The organism is Streptomyces sp. NPDC085481 (assembly GCF_044541845.1).
Lineage (GTDB): Bacteria > Actinomycetota > Actinomycetes > Streptomycetales > Streptomycetaceae > Streptomyces.
Map to the genome: position 1 here is coordinate 35,528 of NZ_JBITTJ010000015.1, position 22,350 is coordinate 57,877.

Here is a 22,350-nt window from a genome sequence, read left to right on the forward strand (position 1 = left end):
TTTGAGTAACTCTTTACCGGTGGCGGACGACGAAGTGTGCGGGCAACGCCCCAATTGCGGGGATCGATCAGCCGTCTTCGGTGGCTGGAAATCGCCGCTCACGGTCGAGGGCATATTGGTTTGCCGCCCGCCTGCCCGGTCGTATAGGAATCTCACATGCTTAGGGGCAACAAGGTCGGGCTGAGGGCCCGACACCAGGACGACATCCCGATCCTGCGGACAGAGCTCTACGACGACGTGGTCAACTCCTCGCGGGCCGAAGGCGGGCCGTGGCGGCCGATCACGCCCGACTCGAAGGACCCGCGGCTCTTCGTGGACGACAAGGAGCAGGGGCACGTCCCGTTCTCCGTGGTGGAGCTGGAGGGCGGCACGCTGGTCGGCAGCGCGAACCTCTGGGGCATCGACAACCACAACCGGTCCGCGCACATCGGGCTTGGACTGCTGCCGGCCGCCCGCGGCAAGGGATACGGCACCGACGTGGTCGCGGTGCTGTGCCACTACGGTTTCGTCGTGCGCGGCCTGCACCGGCTGCAGATCGAGACGCTGTCGGACAACGCCGCGATGCTGCGCTCGGCCGAGCACAACGGCTTCGCCCGTGAGGGCGTGCTGCGATCCTCGGCCTGGGTGATGGGCGAGTTCCTGGACGAGGTGCTGCTCGGACTCCTCGCCCGGGACTGGAAGCCGGGCCCGGTGGCCTAGGGGGTCCCAGCAACGCTCGATAGGCCGTTCGATACCGTGTCGCCCTCTCATGCATGATCCGCGGGCATCCCCCACTGCCCGCTTCGAGATGGAGCGACATGAAACGACCTATATGGTCCACGGTCGTCACGGCGCTGATAGCCGTGACTCTCGGCGCCGTACCGGCCCACGCCGCACCGGCGAGCGCTGCGACGGCAACCCCCACGACGGCCGACCCCGTCGACCCCGCCCTCCGTAGCGAGGCCGCCGGCGGCGGCACGGTGCGGGTCAACGTCGTCACCAGGAGCCGTGCCGACCTGCCCGCCGCCGCCCGCGCCGGAAAGACGGGCAAGGCCCTGCAGACCCTGTCCACGGTGCCCGTGACCACGCTGCGCGTGGACAAGGCCGGCCTCGAGCAGCTGGCCGCCCAGCCCGGCGTCGTGAGCGTCACCGAGGACGTGGCCGCGTCCCCCGCCCTGGATTCGACCATTCCGGTCATCGGCGCGGACAAGACCATCGCCGCCAGCCGGACCGGCGCCGGCACCGCCGTGGCCGTCATCGACACCGGCGTCGCCGTCCACCATCCCTTCCTCGGCGGCCGAGTGATCGCCGAAGCCTGCTTCTCGACCAACGACGCCGCCGCCGGCGACACCAGCCTGTGCCCCAACGGCACCGAGCAGCAGGAGGGGCCGGGCTCGGCCGACGTGGAGACCGGGCCCTGCGCGGGCACCCGCATCTGCGATCACGGAACCCACGTCGCCGGCATCGCCGCCGGCAACGGGCAGGGCCTGACCGGAGCCCCCAAGACCGGTGTCGCCCCCGCCGCCGACATCATCGCCATCCAGGTGTTCCACAAGAACAGCACCGAGGCGGTCTGCGGCGCGGGCAAGGCGCCGTGCGTGAAGGCCTACACCAGCGACCAGCTCGCGGGCATGGAGAAGGTTCTGCAGCTCCGGCAGTCGGGTCTGCCGATCGCCGCGGCCAATATGAGCCTCGGCACCGGCACCGCCTACTTCCAGCACTGCGACACGGACGTCCGCAAGCCGGTCATCGACAACCTGCGCGCCGCCGGCGTCGCCACCGTCATCGCCGCCATGAACGAGGCCCAGCCCGCGGTGGGCGCTCCCGCGTGCGTCTCCTCGGCCATCGCGGTGGGCAGCACCACCGACGACGACCAGCTGTCCTCCTTCACCAACCGGGGCCCGCTGCTCGACCTCTTCGCCCCGGGCAGCAACGTCGTCTCCTCGGTCAGCGGCAACACCTACGCCTCGTACAACGGCACCTCCATGGCGACTCCGCACGTGGCGGGCGCCTTCGCGGTGCTCAGGCAGGCGTACCCGAAGGCGAGTGTCGCCGAGCTCGAGTCGCTCCTGAAGGCCACCGGGAAGCCCATCGCGAACACGACCGGCACCACTCCGCGCATTCAGCTCGACCAGGCACTGAAGCCGCTGATCACGGACTTCAACGGCGACGGCGTGGAGGACACGGTCGCCGGCGACCCGAAGGCGACCGTGGGCGGCGACGTCAACGCAGGTCTCGTACGGGTGGTGTACGGCGCCGGCAAGGGCACTGCCGAGATCAATCAGGACCTCGCCGCCGTGTCGGAGGGCGCCGAGCCCAGCGACTGGTTCGGGGAGACCTTCGCCACCTTCGACCACGACAAGGACGGCTACACCGACCTCCTGGTGGGCGTCCCCGCCGAAGACGTCGGCACGAACACGGACGCCGGTTCCGCCCAGATCTTCTACGGCGCCCCCGGCGGCCTTTCCACCGGCAAGGCCCCGCTCAACCTCGTCCAGGGCACCGGTGCGGGCTCGATCCTGTCCTCCGCCCCCGAGGCCGGAGACCGCTTCGGCGCCGCCGTCGCCGCCGGTCGGACCACCGCTGGTGAGCCGTACCTCGTGATCGGCGTGCCCGGCGAGGACCTGGGCAGCGTCGCGGACGCGGGCAGCGCGCACTACCTGCGCGGCAGCGTCAACGTCGCCGTCCACCAGGACAAGCCGGGCATGGGCGGCGCCGCGGAGGCCGGCGACAAGTTCGGCGCCTCTGTCGCGGCCTCCGCGAACCACATCGTCATCGGCTCGCCCGGCGAGGCGATCGGCACCCTGGCCAACGCGGGTGGCGTGCAGATCCTCAAGCACGAGCTGAGCGCCGACGGCATCCCGACCCCGGTCCAGGGCATCAGCCAGGACGACGACTTCGTGTCCGGCGGGTCCGAGGCGGGCGACCAGTTCGGCGCGTCCGTCTCGGCCGTCGCGTACGCGCCGTCCGCCACCTCGGCCGCGACCGACACCCTCTTCGCGGTGGGCTCCCCCGGTGAGGCCCTGGCGGTCGGCACCACGACCGTCAACCAGGCGGGCGCCGTCCAGGCCTTCCGCGTCACCGAGGCGGGCGCGGTCACCCAGACCGCCAACTTCAACGCCGAGGTCGTGAACGTGCAGGGGTCGGCGGAGGCCGGCGACAAGTTCGGCCAGAAGGTCGCCCTCGCGAACCTCGCCCCGCACGATCCCGGCGCTGCGGGGACCCTCGTCCTCGCGGTCGGCATCCCGGGTGAGGACGTCGGCACCACCGCGGACGCGGGCGCGGTGCAGACCTTCTACCCGTTCGGGGCTCCCGGCGACACCGACTTCTGGCTGGAGGCGGGCAACGCCTCCAGCCTGGTCGGCGCCCCGACGGCCGGCCACGCCATCGGCAACTACCTGGGCGCCACGGCCTCCCGGCTCTACGTCGGCGTGCCCAACTCCGCTCCGTACGGCGTCGCGCAGGCCCTGCCGTGGGGCAACGCCACCGGCGGCCGCACCGGTGCGACCGGCACGGTGACCGTCCACCAGCCGGGCCAGAACGGCCTCCCGGCGGCGGGCGCCGGATTCGGCTGGGCGATCGGCTGAGCGTGACGGTGATCCGGTCCTGACCGGACGCCGGTGACAAGTGAGGCCCCGGAGGATTTCCCCTCCGGGGCCTCGTCCGTCCTCGGATGTCCATCCTCACCGGACCCGGAAAGCGATCCGCAGCGGCCGCTCGCCCGGCCCTCCGGTGGTGTGCAGTTCCGCCTCGCCCCGTCCGGTGGCACGGATGTCCCAGGCGCGGAAGCCCGGATCGGTCTCGTAGCCGACCGGCACGAGGACGATCGCCGTGCCGTCGACGGCCGGGGTGGCCCCGCGCCAACTGCCGGAGAGGCGCAGCTGCGTGGTGCCGCCGGGAGGGAGTGTGATCGTGCGGCCGGCGTCGTCCTGGGTGAGGACGGCAGGGGCGGGCGGCGCGGGGGCGGAAGTGGTCGGCGCGGGGGCGGAAGTGGGGTCGGGGGTGGTGGTTCGGGCGGGCGGGGGCGGACGGTCGGGCGGGGGGCTGTCGGTGCAGGCGGCCGCCGCCACCCCGAGGAGCAGGGCGGCGACGGCGCGCGGCAGGAACGTCATCCGGGTCATACGAGCGGGATGTTGACGCAGGTGAGGATGGCCGCCTGGGCGGAGAGCTGCTGTCGGGTGGCGTGGGGGTCGAGGCGTACCTTCTCGGCGTTCTGGAGGACCTCCAGGAAGGGGGTGTCAGCCTTCAGGTCGCTGTCGGTGTCGACGAGTTCGTCCGGGTCGAAGGCACCGTTGGCGAAGTTGAGCCAGGCGGCGAGCAGTTGGCGGTCGAGGGAACGCTGGGGGTCCAGGAGCAGGTTGAGGAAGAGGACGTTCGCGGCCTTGTCCTGGGTCGACACGTCGACCTTCTCGGAGAACACCGCGCTCGCGTGCCGGACGATCTTCAGGTAGCAGTCCAGTGTCTGCTTCCCGAGCCCGGTGAGGTCGCCGGTCAGGTACTTGACGTACCAGACGTCGGCGAGCAGCGACAGCGGGGCGTTCCCCTGAACGATGACGGACATCCCGTCGCTGCCCGTGCCCCCGTCGTCGTCGCGTGCCGTGTAGGACAGGTCGTACAGGCAGGGCTTGGTGTACGTGTGGGCCTGGGCGTCCGTCAGGTCGCGCGGCTGGACGCTGGGGCTGCGGGCGGGATCGGGGTCCGGCGGGTTGACGAGCGAGGTTGTCGTGGTGGGCGGTGTCCCGTCGCCCCAAGCCCAGGTCATGGTCTCGTCGTCGCTGCCGGGGTCGGTGACCCGGGCGGTGTACCGCTTCTCCTCGCCCGCGTGGACGACGAGTGTCCGCCCGCCCGCGAGCGGCACGGCGCCGGTCTTGTCGATGGCGGCGGTCGGGTCGACGTTCGCGACGGTGACCGCGGCCTCGCGGCAGGTGGTGGTGTCGTCGTCGCTGCCGCAGACCTTCACGGTGAAGCTGCCGTTGTCGCCGAAGACGAGCTCGCGGCTGAAGGTGAGGGTGGCGTCGGGACGGTTGTTCTCCAGCTGTCCGGGCAGGGGCACGGGCTTGCCGTCGCCGGGGTCGATGGTGGCGGTGAGCGGGTCGAGCCAGCCCGGGTCCGTGACCGTGCCGGAGACGGTGAGCTTGCCGCCCTCCTCGCGCAGGCCCTGGACGGTGAAGGTCACCGTCGGCGCCACGTTGGTGACGGTCACGGTCGCCGTGTCGGAATCGGCTCCGGCGGCGTTGCCGACACGCAGTCCGACGGTGTACGTGCCGTCCTGGCCGACCCGGTCGAAGAGCGGGCTGACGCCGGTCGCGTCGTCGTAGGCGCCGTCGCCGTCGAAGTCCCAGCGGTAGGTGCCGCCGCCACCGGGGACGGTGGAGCCGCTCGCGTCGAGCCGTACGCCGGTGCCCTCCTTGGTGGCGTACGGCCCGCCCGCGTCGGCGGTGGGCCGGCAGCTCGCGGGGAGGTCGGTCGCGGGGTTGGCCTGGCTCTGGCTCGGTGAGGTGGCGCTCGCGCCCATGCCCCGGCGGGCGAACACGCCCCACAGCAGGCACTGGTCGGCACCGCCGTTGTCGGCGCGGTCGGCGGCGAGGATACCGTCGCGGGCGTCCAGGAAGTCGGGCGAGGACGGCGTCAGCTTCATGCCGTCGACCATCAGCTGCTCGTGCCGCTGCTTTCCGGTGGCGGAGCCGTACGCGCCGACGAGCGCGGTGCGCATGTCCCACATCGCGGTGGCCCAGATCTCGCCGTCGTCGTGCTCCTCGCAGCTGCCGTCGTCGCAGAGGTCGGCGTAGGTGAGGTCGCTGTCGTCGTAGGCGACGCGGCGTACGCCGGTGGCCCGGCCGTTGTTGTACTCGCCGTACACCGGGTCGTTCCACATCGAGGTGGCGATCGCGTCGCCCCAGCCCTCGCCGAGTGCGCCGGTCTGCGCGCCGTCGCCCATGTCGCCGCCGCCGACGAGCCGGTGGGACAGGCCGTGGCTGTACTCATGGGCGATGGTGTCGCCGTTCATGGCCCGGTGCACGTTGTGGTTGCCGCAGGAGGTGCGGCCGACGAAGAGCCGCATCGTCGGGTTCTGGCCATCGCCGGGGGTGCTGAAGTTGGCGTTGCAGGCGGAGTCCCCCTGTGCGTCGAAGTCGACGTACACCTGGGCGCGGTCGCTGCCGGAGCCGCCGTTGCCGAGGTTGTCCTCCTGGAAGTTGCCCGACGCCTCGTCGAAGCCGAGCCCGTAGAGGTGGTCGTGCATGCGGTTGGCGTAGTAGAAGGCCTGGGTGACGACCGCGTCCCGGTCGGTGGTGAGGTCGGTGCCACCGCTGGTGCGGAAGGCGTCCGTGAAGGTGTAGGCGAAGTGCTGGTACGCCGGGTCTCCGGCGGCCGGCGTCTGCGGCTGGTGGCCGAGCGTCTCCTGGCCGTCGAGGTCCTGGGAGACCTCGGCGTTGTTGCCGGTGGTGACCCGGCCGGTGACCCAGGAGCGGCCGAGGCCGCTGAAGGGGACGGTCGTCGCGCTGCCGAGGGTGGGGTTCTGGTCGGTGAAGACCCGGCCTTCAGGGCCCTCGTTGCTGGTGAGGTCGGTGCGCAGGAGGACGGTGCCGTTTCCGGCGTCGACGACGGTGTCGTACAGGTGGTGGTTGTCCGCGGTGATGGTGGTCCGCCAGGCCGGGCGGGCGGTGCCGTCGGCGAGCGGGAAGGTGACCCTCGTGGCGCTGGCGGTGCCGGGCGGGGTGTCGGTGCCGACGGAGGCCGCGGCCAGGTCCAGCGCGGCGCCTTTGTCGAGGGCCACGGTCCCGGTGGCCCGGGCGTGCGGGACGAGGCTGCCGGTGACCGTGAGGATGCGGCCCGCCGCGTCGACGGCGACCGACAGGCGCGCGCCGTGGACGGGGACGCCCCGGTCGCTCTGGCCGATGAAGACATGCCGTACGCCGTTGTGCTCGGTGCGGTACGACTTGACGACGGCGAGGGTGTCCAGGTCGGCGGCGGAGAGTCCGTAGAGGGCGGCGTGGTCGCGTATGTGGTCCAGCGCCAGGGCCTTCGGGTCGGTGGCACTGGTTCCGGTGAGGGCGTTGCGGCCCTGCGGGGTGAGCAGTCTCGGCGTACCGAACCGGCTCCAGCGGATCGCCGTGCCGTCGAGTTCCTGTGCGGCGCGCAGCTGCCCGGCCGTGGGCGCGACGCGCTTGTCGCCGCGTACGTCGATGTTCGGATACGGCCGATCCGGCTGTTCCTGGGCCGGTCGCTCCTGCGTCCCGGCGCGGGCGCCGGCGGTGGCGGTGGCGGCCGCCGGTGTGACCGTGACCGCCGGCAGTGCGAGCAGGATTGCTCCGATGAGCAGTGACCGTGCGCGCGCCGATAAGCGTGTGGGTGGCATCAAGCGTGTGGGTGGCATCGCTCTCCCCCGTCCGTTGGCTCCCTGACTGCGGACCGGGACACGGTACGTGTGCACGACAAGCCGGCGAAAGGGCGCGTCCAGGCCCGGCCGGAGCAACCAACTCCCTTGGGGAGGGCGCTGGTTGCCCACGGGCACGGAACACCGGCAGGTCAGGTCCTCCGGGCTTCCCACGCCCGCGTGAACAGTGTGGGCAAGGGGGCGGAGGGCACGGCCGCCATGTGCGACGTCGACCGGTGCTCCCTGGCCAGCGGCAACAGTCCGAGCTTCGCCACCTCGATGGGGAGGCGTGGCGGCTTCCGCTCCTGCCAGGCGCCCGGCAGGAACAGGGAGCGACCCGCTCGCGGCCTGGTGGCGCTCAACACGCGGCCCGATGCGGCCAGTTCGGCCTGGGCGGCTTTGAAGCGGGTGGACTTCCACCCGGTCCACGCCTTGACGTTGCGGTCCGAAGGGTCCGGCAGGGCGAGCAGCATCAGGTAGAGCGCCGCCGCGTCCTCGTTCAGCCCGAAGGCCTTGGCGCACTCCGCGACGAGATGCGGCACGGAGCGCGCGGGGTCCTGCTCCCAGCCCGGGGGCCGCTCGCCGTCAGTGGTCAGGTGTTCCCCGAGCGCGGCGAAGTCGTCGCTGAGCAGCAGCCGCAGATCCGCGAGGGCGGGCAGCCCCGAGGGGCTGGGCAGCCACTGGGAGGGCAGTACGGAGTCGAGGTAGGCGTCCAGGGCGTCCAGCAGCGGATCGTCGGGCCCCTTGAGCGCGGCGGGGTCGACCCGCAGATGACGCACGTCGAAAGCCGCGTCCGGCACCTCCGTGACCGCCGGATGAGCGGTGAGGGCCTCGGTGGAAGGAGGCTCCCCCATCAGGTAGTTGCTCTGCAGTGAGAAGAGGGTGAGCGGGCCCGGAGCCGAAGCCAGGTCCTCGCACAGCCTGGCGATCGCCGCACCGGCCACGGCGCGCAGCGGATCGCCGGCCGGAGTGCGGTAGGCCAGCCAGGCGGCGATCCTCGGCAGGGCCGGCACCTGGGGTTCGCCGACCAGGCCCGCCCCGTGCCGGTCGAGGCAGTGCGCCCCGGCGGCGAGCCGCCCCAGCAGCGCGGGGATCCGCAGGGCGGGCCACCAGCGCTCGCCCCGGCGCTCCGGCCGTGCGAAGGCCGCCTCCCCCTTGGGCGGGAGCATCTCCTTGGCTGCGAGAGGCAGTAGTGCGGTGGGTACGGGCAGGGGGCTGCCCAGCTCCTGCAGCCACCACTCGGCGGCGCGGTCCACGTCGGGGCCCGTGGTCCAGAGCTGCTCGGGATCGTCGGGGAGCAGCTTGTCGTAGAACGTCGTGAAGAACCGGGTGCCGAGCGCGGATGTCAGTGCGGTCACCGCCTGTTCCGCCTCGCTCCGCCGGATCTTCCAGGGCTCCAGATCAGCGGAGGGGTGGCGGGAGTGGTAGTCGTCCAGCTCCTCCAGCTGGTGTGGCGCGCAGGGGACGTGTGCCATCAGCAGCACGGTGGCCTCCGCCGTGGAAAGGCCCAACCGCTCGGCGAAGGCTCCGGCGAGCTCCGGACGGGCCGGCGCCGGGCCGTGCTCGCGGTACAGCGCCGCGAAACGCGCGAACCAGGCGGACGGACGCGCCGGCTCGAGGACATGGGCCCGCGTGAGCGTCACCCCCGCGGGCGCCAGTGGACCGTCCTCGGCGAAGGCGCCGTCGGGGGCGTACTCCCACAGCGTCCGGCGCGGCTTTGCCCCTGCGCTGCCCAGGACGAAGGCGACGGAGGTGGCCGTCCGGAAGACCTGCCCCAGGACCGGGGCGTAGTCGGCACGGCCGCCGGGCGCCTCGCAGTGGACGATCCGCCATCGACCCGGTTCGCCGGTGGCGACGGGGTGGGCGGCGTACGTCAGCAGCGACTGGGCCGCCGAACCGGACACCCTGTTGGAGACGGCGCACAGGGCGAGTGGCGCGGTGTAGGCGTGCCCCTGGTGGAACCGGTCGATGCGGAGCGACGTGTCGTAGGTGGTGCTGGGCGCCGCGAGATCACCTCCCCAGACGCCGGTCCCGTGCGTCGCGAGCCTCATCATCTGACGGCTCACCCGGAGGAAGGGCGCCTCCCGCCCGGCGTCGGGGTCCGGCCTCGTGTCGTCCTCGCCGGGGGTGAGGCGGCGGACGAGGCGCTCGATCCCGGCACGGCAGTTGACGGCCATGACCAACGAGCGGGCGGCCCGGCTGTTCATCGGTTCGCCGAGCTGCGGCAGTGCTTCCAGAACCGGTCCGCGAGCGGGGCCCCGGACACCCTCCCGCTCCACGTAGGAGGGCTGGAGCCGGCCGATCAGCTCCTCCACCTGGGCACGGGACACGGTGTCGGGCAGCTCGGCCATCAGCAGCGTCGTGACGTCCACGGCCGCGAACTCCGCTGCGGCGTCCGCGTCCTTGAGGAGCAGCTCCACCGCCACGCCCACGTGGACGAAACGGCCGAGCAGCAGGACCAGCTCCTCGAAGTCGACCCCCGCACGCAGCCTCGCCCGCTCGCGGTCGCACCAGGCGCGGATCTCCTCGTGCCCGATCGGGTTGTCGAACAGCTGGGGAACCTGCTGCCAGCCCTTGTTCTCGTGCGGCTGGTACCAGCTGTTGGACGCCAGGTCCTTGGTGGTCATCTCCAGATCGGCGCGCACCCGTGCCCGCAGCTCGCGGGCGAAACGCTCGTCCGCCTGCAGATGCTCGAGCCTCGGCCGGCGGTCGAGCAGGAGGTCGTGCAGAGAGGTCGGGCCGAGGAGCTCCGGTGGGTCGGCGACGGGCGCGCCGTGCTCCAGCAGCAGGTCGATCAGGTCGAGGGGCGTCCTTCCGTCGCCTCGTTCGCCCATCCGCCGATAACGGAACTCCACGGGGACGCCGTCGGCCGCCAACCGCGGCGCGATCCTCTCGGCGATCTCGTACACGACGCGCCACGGGCCGTTCCGGCCGCTGTTTCTCCGCACGCACGCGGACAGCCAGGCCGCGGCCTCGCCCACGGGCAGCCCCCCGGCCTCACCGGTGAGCCGTGCCAGCGCACCGGTGCGCTCCAGCAACTCCCGCCACAGTGCCGGGGAGTCTCCGAATCGGCCTGGACGCAGGTTCAGCGTCTGCTGCACCGCGGTGGGGGCGTGTTCGCCCAGGAGGTCCATGGCCGGGCCCTTGAGGCAGTCGGTCCAGAACTTGACGTCGGACAGCGAGACGGCGCCTGCGGCGAACATCTCTCCGAGCAGCACGGCCAGTTCCCGCTCGGGGTCGAGGCCGGCGGCCTTGGCGATCTTGCGTACGTCGACGGCGAGCTGCGGGTACACCTCGGACGAGGCCTGGACGCGGCGGATCACGACCCGGCGGAAGCCGGCGAGGTCCGCCTCGGTCGCCACTCCCTTGACGGCGAGCTCGCGGGCCCAGGCACGCAGGACCGTGGCGGAGAGGGCCTCGCCCTCGGCGTAGGCGAGGTAACGGCCCAGCAGCCACTCCTTGTCGACCTTTCGCGCCTGTATGCGCTCGGCGGTACGGGCCCGCCCGAACCAGGCGGCCGCGGTCGGCCGCTCGCGATCGCGCAGGGCCAGGTCGGCCATCTCGTCGAGAAGGGTGATCAGCAGCGCGGGAGCCGACTCCTCAAGGCCGTGGAGGACACTGTCGACGTCCGCCTTGAAGACGTACTGCCACTCGCTCGTGCGTCCCTGCAGGCTGAGGAGCTTTTGCACCGCGAGGTCCTCATGGCCCGGATGGGCGGCGACGACCCGTTCGGGGAAGGGGAGCGCACCGTCGGAGAGGTCCGGTATGCCGGTGGAGAAGAGGCCTTCCGGCTCCCAGTGCTCCTCGCGCATCAGGCGGTCCCGGTACGGGATGAGCTGTTCGGGAAGCAGCTGCGTCAGCGTGCGGCCGTCGAACCCGGCGTACGTACGGGCCCACAGGCCGCCGTCGCCCAACTCGTCACCGAGCTCGACGCCCTCGCTCTCCAGGGCCTCCTGCCACAGCGGATCGGCATCGGCCAGTGCACGCGGCACGCTCGCCCCGGCCAGTGCCCACTCGGCCGCCTGCCTGCGGCACACCTCACGCTGCTTCCTCAGATGCCTCCGTGCGTCGAGCAGCGCATCGAGCCCTGGCGCGCCGGCGATGGGGCCGGGGAAGGTCTTCAGTCTCCGCCCCTGCGGATTGCGGTAGACGATCTCCAGATCGTCCGTCAGTTCTGCGGTGTAGCCGTTGTTCTCGACACGCGTGCCCATGCGCCGGTCTCCCCGTGGTGCTGATCGATGGCTACACGCTATGCGGAGCCACTGACATCGCCCCTGCCAGGTCACGCGCTTGACGCTGACGTCCGCCCCGGTGGGTCAGTCCCTGCGGTACTGCGCCGGCGAGTTCTTCGCCGCCGGGCCCTCGTACGAGCCCGCCTGCCCGCGGTCCACATGGAAGGTGGTCAGCGCGCCGACGGGGGACGCCGGGTCACGGCGGTCGTCGATCACCCGCATGTGGGCGCTGAAGCGCTCCGGGGTGACCTCGTAGACGTCGTAGCCGTAGCCGTCCCACTGGTCGGTGAACATGAACGAGCCGCCGGGGCCACGCCGGAGCTCGCGACCGGGATCGGCCGCCCGGGGCGCGGCCGGATCCGGACAACCGTGCGGCGTGGGCCGCGCCACACCTCACACCCGGGTCCTGAAGATCGTTCACGAGATGATCACTTTCTCCGCAAGACTTTCGCTCCGGAGCGATCTCGCCCGTCCGGACAGCAAGATCAACTCCGTTCAACGCTGCACTTTTTACGACAAGTTGTCCGTATCGCAGCCAACCGGCCGCCGGCGATTTCTGCCGCGCCGAAACCCCCGGGTACTGATGGGTCCTGCCGGGGGCATATGACCAATCCCCGGACGCACCATCACCAGGGGGTTTCCTCATGTCCAGCATCACCCGCCGCACGGCACTCGGCGTCGCCGCCGGAGCCACCGCAGGCCTCGCCCTGGCCGGGTCGGCCGGCGCCGCCACACCGCGCGCCGCCACCCCGGCGGCCGGCCCGGCCCCGGCGTCCTTCGAGGAGGTCTACCAGGGCCGCCGCATCAAGGGCGGCCCCGCGCACGGCGGCGGCCACCACGGGGGACACCACGGAGGCGGCTACTCCGTCACGATCGATGGCGAGGAACTGCACGTCATGCAGAACGCCGACGGCACCTGGATCAGCGTGATCAACCACTACGAGCCCGTCGCCTCGCCCAAGGCGGTCGCCCGCGCGGCCGTCCGCGAACTCCAGGGCGCCCCGCTCGTTCCGCTCACCTTCGCCTGACCCGATCCAGGAGCCGCACCACCATGACCGTACGCAAGAACCAGGCCGCCCTCACCGCCGACGAGAAGCGACGCTTCGTCAGCGCCCTCCTCGAACTCAAGCGCACCGGGCGGTACGACACCTTCGTCACCACGCACAACGCGTTCATCATGAGCGACACCGACAACGGCGACCGCGTCGGTCACCGGTCGCCGTCGTTCCTGCCCTGGCACCGGCGCTTCCTCATAGAGTTCGAGCGGGCACTGCAGTCCGTCGACGCCTCCGTCGCCCTGCCCTACTGGGACTGGACGGCCGACCGCACCGCCCGTTCCTCGCTCTGGGCACCCGACTTCCTCGGCGGCACCGGTCGTGCCCGCGACGGCCAGGTCACCGACGGAGCGTTCGCCCGCACCGGCAACCGCTGGGCGATCAACGTCCGCGTCGACGGCCGCGACTACCTCCGGCGCGACCTGGGCGCCGGCGGACGCCAGCTGCCCACCCGCGCCGAAGTCGACTCCGTCCTCGCCATGGAGACGTACGACGCGGCTCCCTGGAACAGCTCATCGGACGGCTTCCGCAACCACCTCGAGGGCTGGCGCGGAGTGAACCTGCACAACCGCGTCCACGTCTGGGTCGGCGGCCAGATGGCCACCGGAGTGTCCCCGAACGACCCCGTCTTCTGGATGCACCACGCGTTCATCGACAAGCTGTGGGCCGAGTGGCAGACCCGCCACCCCAAGTCGACCTACCTGCCGGCCGCCGGCACGCCGAACGTCGTCGACCTGGGCGACACCATGCGCCCGTGGAACGACGTGACCCCCGCCGACATGCTGGACCACACCCGCCACTACACCTTCGACACGGCCGCCTGACGATCCACGGCCGCCTCGGCGACGTGCGGTGCGGTCAGGTCCGGATCACGCGAGCGGCGGCCCCGGAAACAGGCCGCCGCTCGCGTCGGCGACCCGGCCGGTGATCCAGCGTGCCGCGTCCGAGGCGAGGAACGCGACCAGCGGGAGGAGACGTCGGGCGCTGCCGGGCGCCGGTACCCACAGCAGGTGCACGGCGCCCGGCGGCGCCTCGTCGGGCTACAGCGGTGGACGCGGCGGGCGGGTCTTCCAGAATCCGCACTGGTGGCCCGCGGTGAAACGCGAACTCGTCCGCGTCACCTGGGGGTTGAGTGTGAGTACGGTTCCCGCGCCGGTCGTGGGCCAGGGGGTCTGCCCCGGGACGGTCGGCGCGCCGAAGCGGGCGAAGGCGCCCCAGTAGCGCTTCATCCGCGTCGCGAGCGCCACCTGGACGGGGGTCAGGGGACGGTCGCCCGCCGTGAAGTCGTGCAGGTACGCCAGCTCGGCGCTGTGCGCGTTCGACATGTCGAGACCGGGCACCTGGGCGCCGGCCAGGGTCGGGGAGTCCGGGTCGTCGAACTCGTAGACGTACGTGGGTACTTGTGTGGCGAACTTTTGAGCCGTCCAGGCGGTCTGACAGGCGAAGGTGGAGTCGGTCATGACCGCGGAGAGGGCCAGGTACGGCGATCCGAACGCGGACACCGGATAGCGGGCGAGCACGTCGGGGCCGTGGGCCCCGTAGCCCGCCAGAATCTGCGCCGTGTACTCCTCCTCCGTCAGCCGCGGCTGCGACAGGGCCACGAACAGCCGGGACTCGGAGCGGGTGCTGCCGATCAGCACCGGCACCTTGTTCCAGTCCCCGCTCCCGATCGCGGCGCCCGGATCCACCGGCAGCAGCCCGTCGCCGGAGGCCGGCCCCGAGGTCGGCCGCGTGCGCGCCGCTTCGACCAGCGTCGCGGCCGGGGCGGCACGCAGGCAGGCGGCGGCCCCGGCCGGGTCGGCGCAGCCCGCCGCCGCGGCGAAGGCCCGGGCCTGCTCCGCGGCCCGTGCGGTGTCAGGCGTCGGGAGCAGGGTGCACGGCCCGCTCTGCAGGACGGCGCGGTGGAACAGGCCGGCCGCCGCAGGCGCCGCGAGCAGTCCGCAGACCGACGCGCTGCCCGCCGACTGCCCCGAGACCGTGACGTTGCCGGGGTCGCCGCCGAACGGCGCGATGTTCTCCCGCGTCCAGCGCAGCGCCTGGACCTGGTCCATCAGGCCGAAGGAGCCGGAGCGGCGGGGGTCCTCCTGTGCGATTTCGGGCAGGGCCAGGTAACCCAGCTGGCCCAGGCGGTAGTTGATGCTCACCACGACGCTGTTCGTGAGGTCGGCCATCGTCCGGCCGCCGAACTGGGTGCCGGTGCCGATGGTGTACGCACCCCCGTGGATCCACAGGATCACCGGAAGCCTGGCTCCCGCACGGGCTCCCTCGGGGCGGTACACGTCCAGGTAGAGGCAGTCCTCACTGACGGCCGAGGGGTCCGCGAGACCGAACGGCGCGAACTGCACACAGGCCGGCGCCTGCCGGTCCGCCTCCCGTACGCCGCTCCAGCGGCGCGGCTCCCGCGGCGCCCGCAGCCGGGCCTCGCCGACCGGGGGTGCGGCGTAGGGGACACCGAGGAACTCCTGCGCTCCGTCGTGGTTCCGGCCGCGCAGCGGGCCTTGCTCGACGGTGACCACCGGCCGCGGGGACGCACCTCGGTCGGAGGCCGTGGCCGTCGAGGCCGGGAGTGCCGACGCGAGCAGCGTGAGCAGGGCGAGAGCCGTACCGAGCAGGGGTCTTGCCGGCATCGGCCGTTTTCCGGGTCGCTTCATCCGTCCTCCTGACGTGGCTGGTGTGGAGCGGTGGTCACGGGCGCAGACCGGCGATCAGGGCCGAGGTGGTGGCGTGGTCGGCGGGGCCGGTGTTCCAAGTGGCGTTCATCGGGCTGACGGCGATCCTGTCGGCGATGACGGCCTCGACGTCGCCGCCCTTCGCCGGCGTGCGCAGATCGACTGTCACGCCGACCTTCCAGGTGCCGTCGCCGGAGTCGGTGAAGTCCGGTTCGAGGATGGTCTGCGGGTCCTGGAAGGTGGTGGCCACGCCGGCGGCGGTGCCCTTGCCGTCGGGGCCGACGACGGGGTGGTTCACGTTGAGGCCGACGCCCTGGGGCAGCAGCGGTCCCGACCTCGCCCGTGCCCGCAGCCGGTCGATGAGCTTGACGGCGAAGTCGAGCGTCGGGCCCATCGCGTTGACGGTGGCGACCGGATCGGGCACCGAGACGCCGCCCGTGCTCAGCGCGATGGCGGGTACGCCGGACTCGAGCGCGGCGACGGCGCCGCCGACGGTGCCGGAATGGGTGGCGAGCCCGGCGACGTTCGGTCCGAAGTTGGTGCCGGACACCACCAGGTCGGGGGCGCGGCCCTCGAACACCTCGGAGAGGCCGAAGGCCACCGAGTCGCCGGGGGTGCCGTCGACGGCCCACACCTTCGGCTCGGGGTGCTTCACCGTGATCGTGGTGGCGCTCATCATCCTCGTACCCGCGCCGGTCTGGTTGGTGAGCGGGGCGACGATGGTGACGTCGTGTCCGGCGGCGGTCAGCCGCTCGTACGCCTTGCGGATGCCGGGCGCGTTGTAGCCGTCGTCGTTGGTGAGCAGGATGCGCAGCGGCGCCGGGGACGTCGTGCTCGGCTTCGACGCCGGGGCGGTCTGTGGCGAGGCGACCGCGGGCGCCGTTCCGGCGAGTGCCGGCGTACACAGCAGCAGGGCGGCCAGCGGCAGTACTCGCTTGCGTTGCACGGAGCGCTCCTTCGAGTGGGAGGAAGGCGAGGGTCGGAGATGAGGGGTGACCGGCGGGCGCACGACCCTCGGCGTGTGCCCGCCGGAGCCTGGGCTGTCGCCTGCGTCAGCGCACGCTGCGGATCGGGAGGATGGCGAGCGCGCCGATCAGCGACAGGGCGCCGCCGGCCAGGAACAGCGGGGTGTATCCGCCCAGGGCGGTGACGATGGCGGAGGCGACGAACGGGGCGACGATCTGCGGCCCGGCGTTCGCGATGTTGAGGACGCCCATGTCGCGGGCCGCGTCCTCCGCCCGGGGCAGGACCAGGGTGACGAGCGCGGTGTCGACGGCCATGAAGCAGCCGAAGGCGAGGCCGTTGAGCGCGCTGAACACCAGCATGCCGGTCCAGGTCGGGCTGACGACGGGGACCGCCATGACGAGGCCGGCCAGCGCGGCCGACACACCGACGAACACCTTGCGGCGGTTCCAGCGGTCGGAGAGCAGGCCGCCGACGACGGTGGACAGCGCGACGGCGACCATCGACACCGGGGTCAGGATCGCCATCGCGGCGGGCGGATTCAGCCCGGCGGGCAGCGCGATGTGGTCGCCCAGGATGTACAGCTGGTAGCCGACGACGGAGAAGTAGCCCAGCACCATCAGGGCGCGGCCGATGAAGGCCCAGCGGAAGTCGTGATTGGCCAACGCCGAGAGGAACGCGGCGAGTTGGGCGCCCTTGGGGGCTCTGGTGGTGGGTTCCGCCCGTGGGGTGTCACGGCAGAAGACGGAGAGCAGCAGGGCGGCGAGGGCCACGATCGCGCCGAAGACCAGGTACCCGGCGCGCAGGTGCGTCGCGGTCTGCGAGGCGACGAGAACGCCGGCGGTGCCGCCGATCGGCAGGCCGAGCCCCACCAGGGCGGAGGCCGTTCCCCGGCGGGCGACGGGGATGCGGTCGGGCACGATCGCGGTGACCGCGGCCTGGTAGGTGTTCATCGTCGCCTGGACCAGGCACCAGCCGATGCCGACGAGCAGCGCGGTGGAGACGCTGCCGAGGAAGGCCAGGGCGAGCAGCGAGGCGAAGGCGCCGCCGAGGATCCACGGGTTGCGGCGGCCGCTGCGGTCGGAGAGGGCGCCGGCGATGGGGTTGAAGGCGGTGGCGAAGATCGCGCTGATGCCGCCGATCAGGCCCAGGACGGCGACCTTGTCATCGGGGGCGATCGCGGCGACCTGGGTGGGCAGGAGGACGGATCCGACGCCCATGTAGAGCGCCATCATGGCCGAGTTGGCGACCAGGAGCAGGAGCATGAGCCCGCGCCGGCGCGGGGCGTCCGGCGCATCGGGGGTGGTGGCGGGGCCGGCGTCGGCCGGCGGGTCGATCGGGTCGGTGAGCTCGTTCGTGGCCATGACGACTCCTCGGGGGACGGAGCGGGGAGGTGGCGGGATCCGGGGACCTGGGTGCGGTCTGCTGAGGGGTGCGGTGCCGGTTCCGGTACGGGGTACGCGGGTGGGCGTTGCTCGGGTGAGGGAGGCGCCGCGTGAGCGGTCGCGGGGGCGGCGGTGTCACCGGGAGCCGCCGCGGACGGCTGCGGTACGGCGTGTTGTTACACGTGTCACTCGCAGCGCTTGGACCCTGTGTAGCACCCATTTCCGGCCCCCGCCAGAGCTTGTGCCGGGTCATTGCGCAGATCGCGACCCGAGCCGGGGCCCCACGTGGGGCACGTGTAACCAGCCGGTCGGCCGTGCGGACCAGGGCCATTGCGGCTCGAAACCCTCTTGCTCTTGTGGCGGCAGTCACCGTTCCGCAATACTCCGTGCCGCACCGTGACGGCCCCAACGGCTCCGGTGCTCCGGCGCGCCATCGGCCCCGTACGCTCACCGGCCGCCGGCCACTCCCCTCCCAGCCCCCCCTCTTCCGCGTACCCACCTTCCGCCGCACCCCCGCGCCCGCCTTCCCGCGTGCCCCCACCGCCCCGGGGTGAAGACCGTGAGAGGCCCGCCATGCCGCTTTCACCCGACGCCGCCCCGCCCCCGCGCCCCGCGCACCCTCCCCGCCACCACCTCCCGGCCGCTCCGCCGCGCCACGCGCTCGCCTCCGGGACCGCGTTCCTCGGCCCAGCACTGCTGATCGGCCTGCTGCTCCGGGTCGCCGACCGCCCCTTCTTCCAGGGCCTCGACGATCGCTGGGCGGCCTCCCTGGAAGGATCTCGCTCCGGCGCGGCCACCGACCTCGCCACCGTGCTCGACCGGCTCGGCGGCCCGATCGGCACGATCCTGCCTCTGATGCTGGTCGGCTGCCTCTGCGTCTACGGCCGCTGGCGCTCGGCGCTCTACGTGTTCTCGGCCGCGATCGTCGCCAACCTGGTCGTGGTGCTGCCCCTCAAACAGCTCGTCGACCGGCCGCGGCCGCCGCACGTCTGGGTCCTCGTCAACGACGGCTCGTACCCCTCCGGCCAGGTCTTCGGCGCCGTCACGCTGGTGGTCGCGGCCGCGGTCGTGGTGTTCCCGCCGCGTGCCCGGCGCTGGTGGTGGCTGTTCGGTGCCCCGTACGTCGTCACCATGATGTGGAGCCGTACCTGGCTGCACGCCCAGTGGCTCAGCGACACCCTGGCCGGCGCACTCGGCGGAGCCGGAGCCTGCCTGCTGCTGTGGCGGGCGTTCGCTCCCCTGCTGCGAACGGAGGCCGAGCGGACGGCGGACAACAGCCTCTGGACCTGACGGCCACGCACCGGCGGCCACCGCCAACGTTTATCGCGAATTATTGACGCTCGAAGAATCCACGCCATACCCTCGGACGTGTCGGGTGGGCGCGTGTTCGGCGCGCGACCCAGGAAGGATTGACCCATGGCTCTCACCCCAGGCCCTGAACACCCGCTGGTCGACCTCCCGGCAGGGCGCCTGCGCGGCGCGGTGGAAGGCGGGGTCGCCGTGTTCCGCGCCGTGCCCTACGCCGCTCCCCCGGTCGGCGACCTGCGCTGGCGCCCCGCCCGGCCGCACCCGGGATGGAGCGGCACGCGGGACGCGACCGCCGACGGGCCCAGCGCGCCGCAGCTCTACCTGGAGGGCGGGGACCCGGTCCTCGGCAGCCACGGATCGCCGCCGTTCGACGAGGACTGCCTGACCCTCGACGTCTGGACCCCGGCGGTCGACGAGGCCCGCCGCCCGGTGCTCGTGTGGATCCACGGCGGCGGCTTCGTCTCGGGCTCCGGATCACTGCCGAACTACTCCGGCGAGACCTTCGCCCGGAACGGCGACCTCGTGGTGGTGAGCGTCAACTACCGCATCGGACCGCTCGGTTACCTGTACACCGGCCCCGCGGAGGACAACCCGGAAGGCGCCGGCAACCCCTGGCTCAGCGACCAGCTGGCAGCCCTGCGCTGGGTCGCCGCGCACATCGCCTCCTTCGGCGGCGACCCCGGGAACATCACCGTCGCCGGGCAGTCGGGCGGCGCCCTGTCCACGGCCGCCCTCGCCGGACTCCCCGAGACCCGGGGCCTGATCAGGCGCGTGATCCTGCAGAGCCCGCCCTTCGGCCTCGATCTCCCCGGGCCGGACGCGTGTCTGGAGCGGACCGCCGCCTTTCTGGAACTGGCCGGCGTCAAGACCGTGGCGGAACTGCGCGAGGTGCCCTGGCCCGCGCTGATGGGCGCGACCGGCGGGCTGTTCGCCCGGACGACGCGCTGGGGCTACTGGCCGACCCCGTTCCTGCCCGTGATCGACGGGGTCACCCTGACGCGCCATCCGGTGGAGTCCCTGCTGCACGGCGCGGCGACCGGCGTCGACGTGATGATCGGCTGGACCCGCGAGGAGGCCAACTTCGGCTTCGCCCTCGACGCGGGGTACGCCACCGCCGGCCGCGAGCAGGTGACCGCCCGGATCGCCGAGACCCTCGGCGCCGAAGCGGCGCCCGGGGTGTACGCGGCGTACGAGCGGGCCCGGCCCGGCGCACGTCCCGTCGACGTGCTCATGGACCTGATCACGGACGAACTGTTCCGTGTCCCCGCCCTCCGGCTTGCCGAGGCCCGGGCGGAGTCGGGGCAGCCCGTCCGGGCGTACCAGTTCGATCTCCCCACGCCCGCGCACGAGGGTCGCCTCGGCGCCGCCCACTGCCTTGAACTCCCCTTCGTCTTCGACAACTTCGACCGGTGGGCGCACGCGCCGTTCCTGGCCGGGATCGACCCCGCGGTCCGCGACGGCCTGGCGCACATCATGCACCGGGCGTGGATCGCCTTCGCCCGCGGCGGCGACCCCAACCACCCGGCGATGCCGACGTGGGACCCGTACGACACGGACACGCGCACGACGATGCGCTTCGACTCGGTGGTGACCGCTCTCGGCGACCTCGCCGGTGACGCGCGCCGCCTGCACGGGGCGGCGCCGGGCCTCTTCTCCTAGCGGGCAGGGAGGCGGCCTCGCGGTGGGTCGCGGCACGACCGCGCGGCCCACCGCTCCCTTGACTTAACTCGTGTAACCTCGGCGGTGAAAGAAGGCACGCACGAAGGCACGAAACCCACCGCAAGGAGCGTCAAGGGACGTCATGGCCGAAGAAACCCCCGTCCCCGCCTCGATCACCAGCGCCGACGTGGCCCGCCTCGCCGGGGTCTCGCGCGCCACCGTCTCCTTCGTCCTCAACAACACCCAGGGCCACCGGGTCAGCGAGACCACCCGCGCCCGCGTGCTCGACGCGGCCCGCCGGCTCGGCTACGTACCGCACGGCGCCGCCCGCTCCCTGCGCGCCGGGCGCAGCAATCTCGTCCTGATGCCGGCGTCGATCTCCGCGATCGGCCGGCTCGTCAGCGACTGGGTCGACGACCTGCACAGCGAACTCGAGCGCCACGGCTACACGGCCGTCCTCCACGCGGGCCGCTACGCCGACCCCGTCGACGCCGCACGCGCCTGGGCGGAACTGCGTCCGGCAGCGGTCGTCGCCCTCGACGGCGACCGTCTCACCGCGCAGGCCGCCGAGCTGCTGCACCGCGCCGGGGTGCGCGGGGTACTCGCCTTCGCGTCCCGCCCCGTACCCGGCGTCCACACCGTCGGATTCGACCACGCCCACATCGGCGCCGCGGCCGCCGAGCACCTGATCGCCCGTGGCCGCACCCGGATCGGCGTCGTCATGCCCCAGGAGCGCGGCCTCGGCAGCCTGGCCCGGCCGCGCCTCGCGGGAGCCGAATCGGTGGCCGCCCGGCACATGGCCACCGTCACGCCGCTGGAACTCGCCTACACCCGGGAGTCGGCGACCGCGCTCGCCCGGCGCTGGGCGGAGCTGAACCTGGACGCGGTCTTCGCCTACAACGACGAGTACGCGGCGCTGCTCCTGCACGCGCTCCGGGCCGAGGGCATCGCCGTACCGGACGAGGTCGCGATCGTCGGCTCCGACGACCTCGTCCTCTCCGCGCTCCAGCAGCCGCCCCTCAGCACGATCCGCCTGGACCTGGCCACGCCCGCGCAGATCGCGGACGCCCTGCACGAGCTGATCGAGACCGGTACGACGCAGCCGCTGCCCGCGATAGAGGCCGTGCTGATCCAGCGTCAGACCTCCTGAGGGGGACCGACCGCCTGGAGTCCTACGGGTTGAAGCCGCTGCACTCGGTCAGTACGCCGCCCTGCCGGACGGTGTACTGGGCCGGCGGGACGTTGTAGATCTGGAAGCCGCCGTTCTCGGCGATCTCGACCGTCCCGCCCAAGCCTGTCGAACCGTGCCAGTAGGCGGGTCCCGGTGTGAAGCCGCCGCCGGACAGGTGGACCTTGCCGTTCGCGAGGACGCCGGAGACGGAACAGGTCGCGGCCGGGACGACGGACGGCACGGAATGGGGAACCGCTGCGAGGGCGGCGGGGGCCACGAGGAACGAGGCGGCCACGAGGAAGCCCAGGGCGAGGGGATGGGCGTGCCGGTTCATGGTTCTTCCTCTCCGTGAGGATGCGGGAAGCCGCGGGCCGCGCGCTCGCTGTCGGCAAGGCCCGGTGGGCCGGCGGTGCGGGTCCGGCACGGCCCCCCAGGCCGCACGCCGCGCGGAGAGGCCCTCTTCCTGCGGGGGCGGGGGCGGGCGGAGAGCGACATCGGCCCCTTCCATCGTCGCGCCGTCCTTGCCCGGGTGCGACCGGGACCACGCGACGGCG

15 protein-coding genes and 1 pseudogene are annotated in these 22,350 nt (G+C 72.6%); 7 read left to right on the forward strand and 9 right to left on the reverse strand.

The genetic code is table 11. The annotated features are described in order from the left end of the window. Window positions 1–156: 156 nt before the first annotated feature. Together ACIGEZ_RS27610 and ACIGEZ_RS27615 are read left to right on the forward strand one after the other, a co-directional pair. Window positions 157–699 (forward strand): GNAT family N-acetyltransferase, encoded by a 543-nt coding sequence (locus tag ACIGEZ_RS27610; RefSeq protein WP_399835940.1) that lies wholly within the window; start codon window positions 157–159, stop codon window positions 697–699. A 98-nt stretch (window positions 700–797) separates the two neighbouring features. Beyond that, entirely contained in the window at window positions 798–3,566 is a 2,769-nt protein-coding gene (locus tag ACIGEZ_RS27615) for a S8 family peptidase (protein ID WP_399835943.1), read from the forward strand. Between the two features lie 96 nt (window positions 3,567–3,662). Here the strand turns inward: ACIGEZ_RS27615 and ACIGEZ_RS27620 are convergent, their stop codons facing one another. The 4 genes and pseudogenes from ACIGEZ_RS27620 to ACIGEZ_RS27635 form a co-directional block, all read right to left on the reverse strand. Further along, window positions 3,663–4,100, reverse strand: coding sequence for a hypothetical protein (locus ACIGEZ_RS27620; RefSeq protein WP_399835946.1), 438 nt, complete (start codon window positions 4,098–4,100; stop codon window positions 3,663–3,665). Then, complete coding sequence (locus tag ACIGEZ_RS27625) at window positions 4,097–7,336, reverse strand: M36 family metallopeptidase (protein WP_399835949.1); 3,240 nt, start codon at window positions 7,334–7,336, stop codon at window positions 4,097–4,099. The genes ACIGEZ_RS27620 and ACIGEZ_RS27625 overlap by 4 nt, the downstream gene beginning before the upstream one ends. Window positions 7,337–7,506: 170 nt before the next feature. Next, window positions 7,507–11,565 (reverse strand): hypothetical protein, encoded by a 4,059-nt coding sequence (locus tag ACIGEZ_RS27630; RefSeq protein ID WP_399835951.1) that lies wholly within the window; start codon window positions 11,563–11,565, stop codon window positions 7,507–7,509. Window positions 11,566–11,670: 105 nt separating this feature from the next. Then, a pseudogene (locus ACIGEZ_RS27635) lies at window positions 11,671–11,856 on the reverse strand (metallophosphatase); the annotation flags it as partial. 374 nt (window positions 11,857–12,230) lie between these two features. On the opposite strand from ACIGEZ_RS27635, the gene ACIGEZ_RS27640 reads away from it, so the two are divergent. Then, on the forward strand, window positions 12,231–12,614 hold the full coding sequence (locus ACIGEZ_RS27640; RefSeq protein WP_399835954.1) for a tyrosinase cofactor: 384 nt from the start codon (window positions 12,231–12,233) through the stop codon (window positions 12,612–12,614). Between the two features lie 23 nt (window positions 12,615–12,637). Beyond that, window positions 12,638–13,465 carry a tyrosinase family protein gene (locus ACIGEZ_RS27645; protein WP_399835957.1) on the forward strand — a complete coding sequence of 276 codons (828 nt, stop codon included), beginning with the start codon at window positions 12,638–12,640 and terminating at the stop codon, window positions 13,463–13,465. A gap of 45 nt (window positions 13,466–13,510) precedes the next feature. Here the strand turns inward: ACIGEZ_RS27645 and ACIGEZ_RS27650 are convergent, their stop codons facing one another. The 4 genes from ACIGEZ_RS27650 to ACIGEZ_RS27665 all read right to left on the reverse strand — a co-directional run bounded on the left by ACIGEZ_RS27650 (window position 13,511) and on the right by ACIGEZ_RS27665 (window position 17,637). After that, entirely contained in the window at window positions 13,511–13,657 is a 147-nt protein-coding gene (locus ACIGEZ_RS27650; RefSeq protein WP_399835959.1) for a hypothetical protein, read from the reverse strand. 24 nt (window positions 13,658–13,681) lie between these two features. Beyond that, window positions 13,682–15,268: a carboxylesterase/lipase family protein gene (locus tag ACIGEZ_RS27655; protein WP_399835962.1), complete on the reverse strand. Its 1,587-nt coding sequence runs from the start codon at window positions 15,266–15,268 to the stop codon at window positions 13,682–13,684. Window positions 15,269–15,326: 58 nt separating this feature from the next. Next, entirely contained in the window at window positions 15,327–16,256 is a 930-nt protein-coding gene (surE, locus tag ACIGEZ_RS27660) for a 5'/3'-nucleotidase SurE (protein ID WP_399835964.1), read from the reverse strand. A 106-nt stretch (window positions 16,257–16,362) separates the two neighbouring features. Further along, window positions 16,363–17,637: an MFS transporter gene (locus ACIGEZ_RS27665; RefSeq protein ID WP_399835968.1), complete on the reverse strand. Its 1,275-nt coding sequence runs from the start codon at window positions 17,635–17,637 to the stop codon at window positions 16,363–16,365. A 594-nt stretch (window positions 17,638–18,231) separates the two neighbouring features. Between ACIGEZ_RS27665 and ACIGEZ_RS27670 the strand changes: the two genes are divergently transcribed. The 3 genes from ACIGEZ_RS27670 (at window position 18,232) to ACIGEZ_RS27680 (ending at window position 21,775) form a co-directional block, all read left to right on the forward strand. Beyond that, window positions 18,232–18,948: a phosphatase PAP2 family protein gene (locus ACIGEZ_RS27670; protein ID WP_399835971.1), complete on the forward strand. Its 717-nt coding sequence runs from the start codon at window positions 18,232–18,234 to the stop codon at window positions 18,946–18,948. 126 nt (window positions 18,949–19,074) lie between these two features. Continuing rightward, window positions 19,075–20,625, forward strand: coding sequence for a carboxylesterase/lipase family protein (locus ACIGEZ_RS27675; RefSeq protein WP_399835974.1), 1,551 nt, complete (start codon window positions 19,075–19,077; stop codon window positions 20,623–20,625). A 142-nt stretch (window positions 20,626–20,767) separates the two neighbouring features. Then, window positions 20,768–21,775: a LacI family DNA-binding transcriptional regulator gene (locus tag ACIGEZ_RS27680; RefSeq protein WP_399835977.1), complete on the forward strand. Its 1,008-nt coding sequence runs from the start codon at window positions 20,768–20,770 to the stop codon at window positions 21,773–21,775. A gap of 22 nt (window positions 21,776–21,797) precedes the next feature. Here the strand turns inward: ACIGEZ_RS27680 and ACIGEZ_RS27685 are convergent, their stop codons facing one another. Further along, window positions 21,798–22,130, reverse strand: coding sequence for a hypothetical protein (locus ACIGEZ_RS27685; protein ID WP_399835980.1), 333 nt, complete (start codon window positions 22,128–22,130; stop codon window positions 21,798–21,800). Window positions 22,131–22,350 lie beyond the last annotated feature (220 nt).

What these genes read in the sequence shown, in the direction of transcription:
- ACIGEZ_RS27685 (WP_399835980.1), bottom strand. Translation starts at nt 22,130, where the DNA reads ATGAACCGGCACGCCCATCCCCTCGCCCTGGGCTTCCTCGTGGCCGCC.
- ACIGEZ_RS27680 (WP_399835977.1), top strand. Translation starts at nt 20,768, where the DNA reads ATGGCCGAAGAAACCCCCGTCCCCGCCTCGATCACCAGCGCCGACGTG.
- ACIGEZ_RS27645 (WP_399835957.1), top strand. Translation starts at nt 12,638, where the DNA reads ATGACCGTACGCAAGAACCAGGCCGCCCTCACCGCCGACGAGAAGCGA.
- ACIGEZ_RS27610 (WP_399835940.1), top strand. Translation starts at nt 157, where the DNA reads ATGCTTAGGGGCAACAAGGTCGGGCTGAGGGCCCGACACCAGGACGAC.
- ACIGEZ_RS27655 (WP_399835962.1), bottom strand. Translation starts at nt 15,268, where the DNA reads ATGCCGGCAAGACCCCTGCTCGGTACGGCTCTCGCCCTGCTCACGCTG.
- ACIGEZ_RS27630 (WP_399835951.1), bottom strand. Translation starts at nt 11,565, where the DNA reads ATGGGCACGCGTGTCGAGAACAACGGCTACACCGCAGAACTGACGGAC.
- ACIGEZ_RS27615 (WP_399835943.1), top strand. Translation starts at nt 798, where the DNA reads ATGAAACGACCTATATGGTCCACGGTCGTCACGGCGCTGATAGCCGTG.
- ACIGEZ_RS27665 (WP_399835968.1), bottom strand. Translation starts at nt 17,637, where the DNA reads ATGGCCACGAACGAGCTCACCGACCCGATCGACCCGCCGGCCGACGCC.
- ACIGEZ_RS27625 (WP_399835949.1), bottom strand. Translation starts at nt 7,336, where the DNA reads ATGCCACCCACACGCTTATCGGCGCGCGCACGGTCACTGCTCATCGGA.
- ACIGEZ_RS27620 (WP_399835946.1), bottom strand. Translation starts at nt 4,100, where the DNA reads ATGACCCGGATGACGTTCCTGCCGCGCGCCGTCGCCGCCCTGCTCCTC.
- ACIGEZ_RS27675 (WP_399835974.1), top strand. Translation starts at nt 19,075, where the DNA reads ATGGCTCTCACCCCAGGCCCTGAACACCCGCTGGTCGACCTCCCGGCA.
- ACIGEZ_RS27670 (WP_399835971.1), top strand. Translation starts at nt 18,232, where the DNA reads ATGCCGCTTTCACCCGACGCCGCCCCGCCCCCGCGCCCCGCGCACCCT.
- ACIGEZ_RS27640 (WP_399835954.1), top strand. Translation starts at nt 12,231, where the DNA reads ATGTCCAGCATCACCCGCCGCACGGCACTCGGCGTCGCCGCCGGAGCC.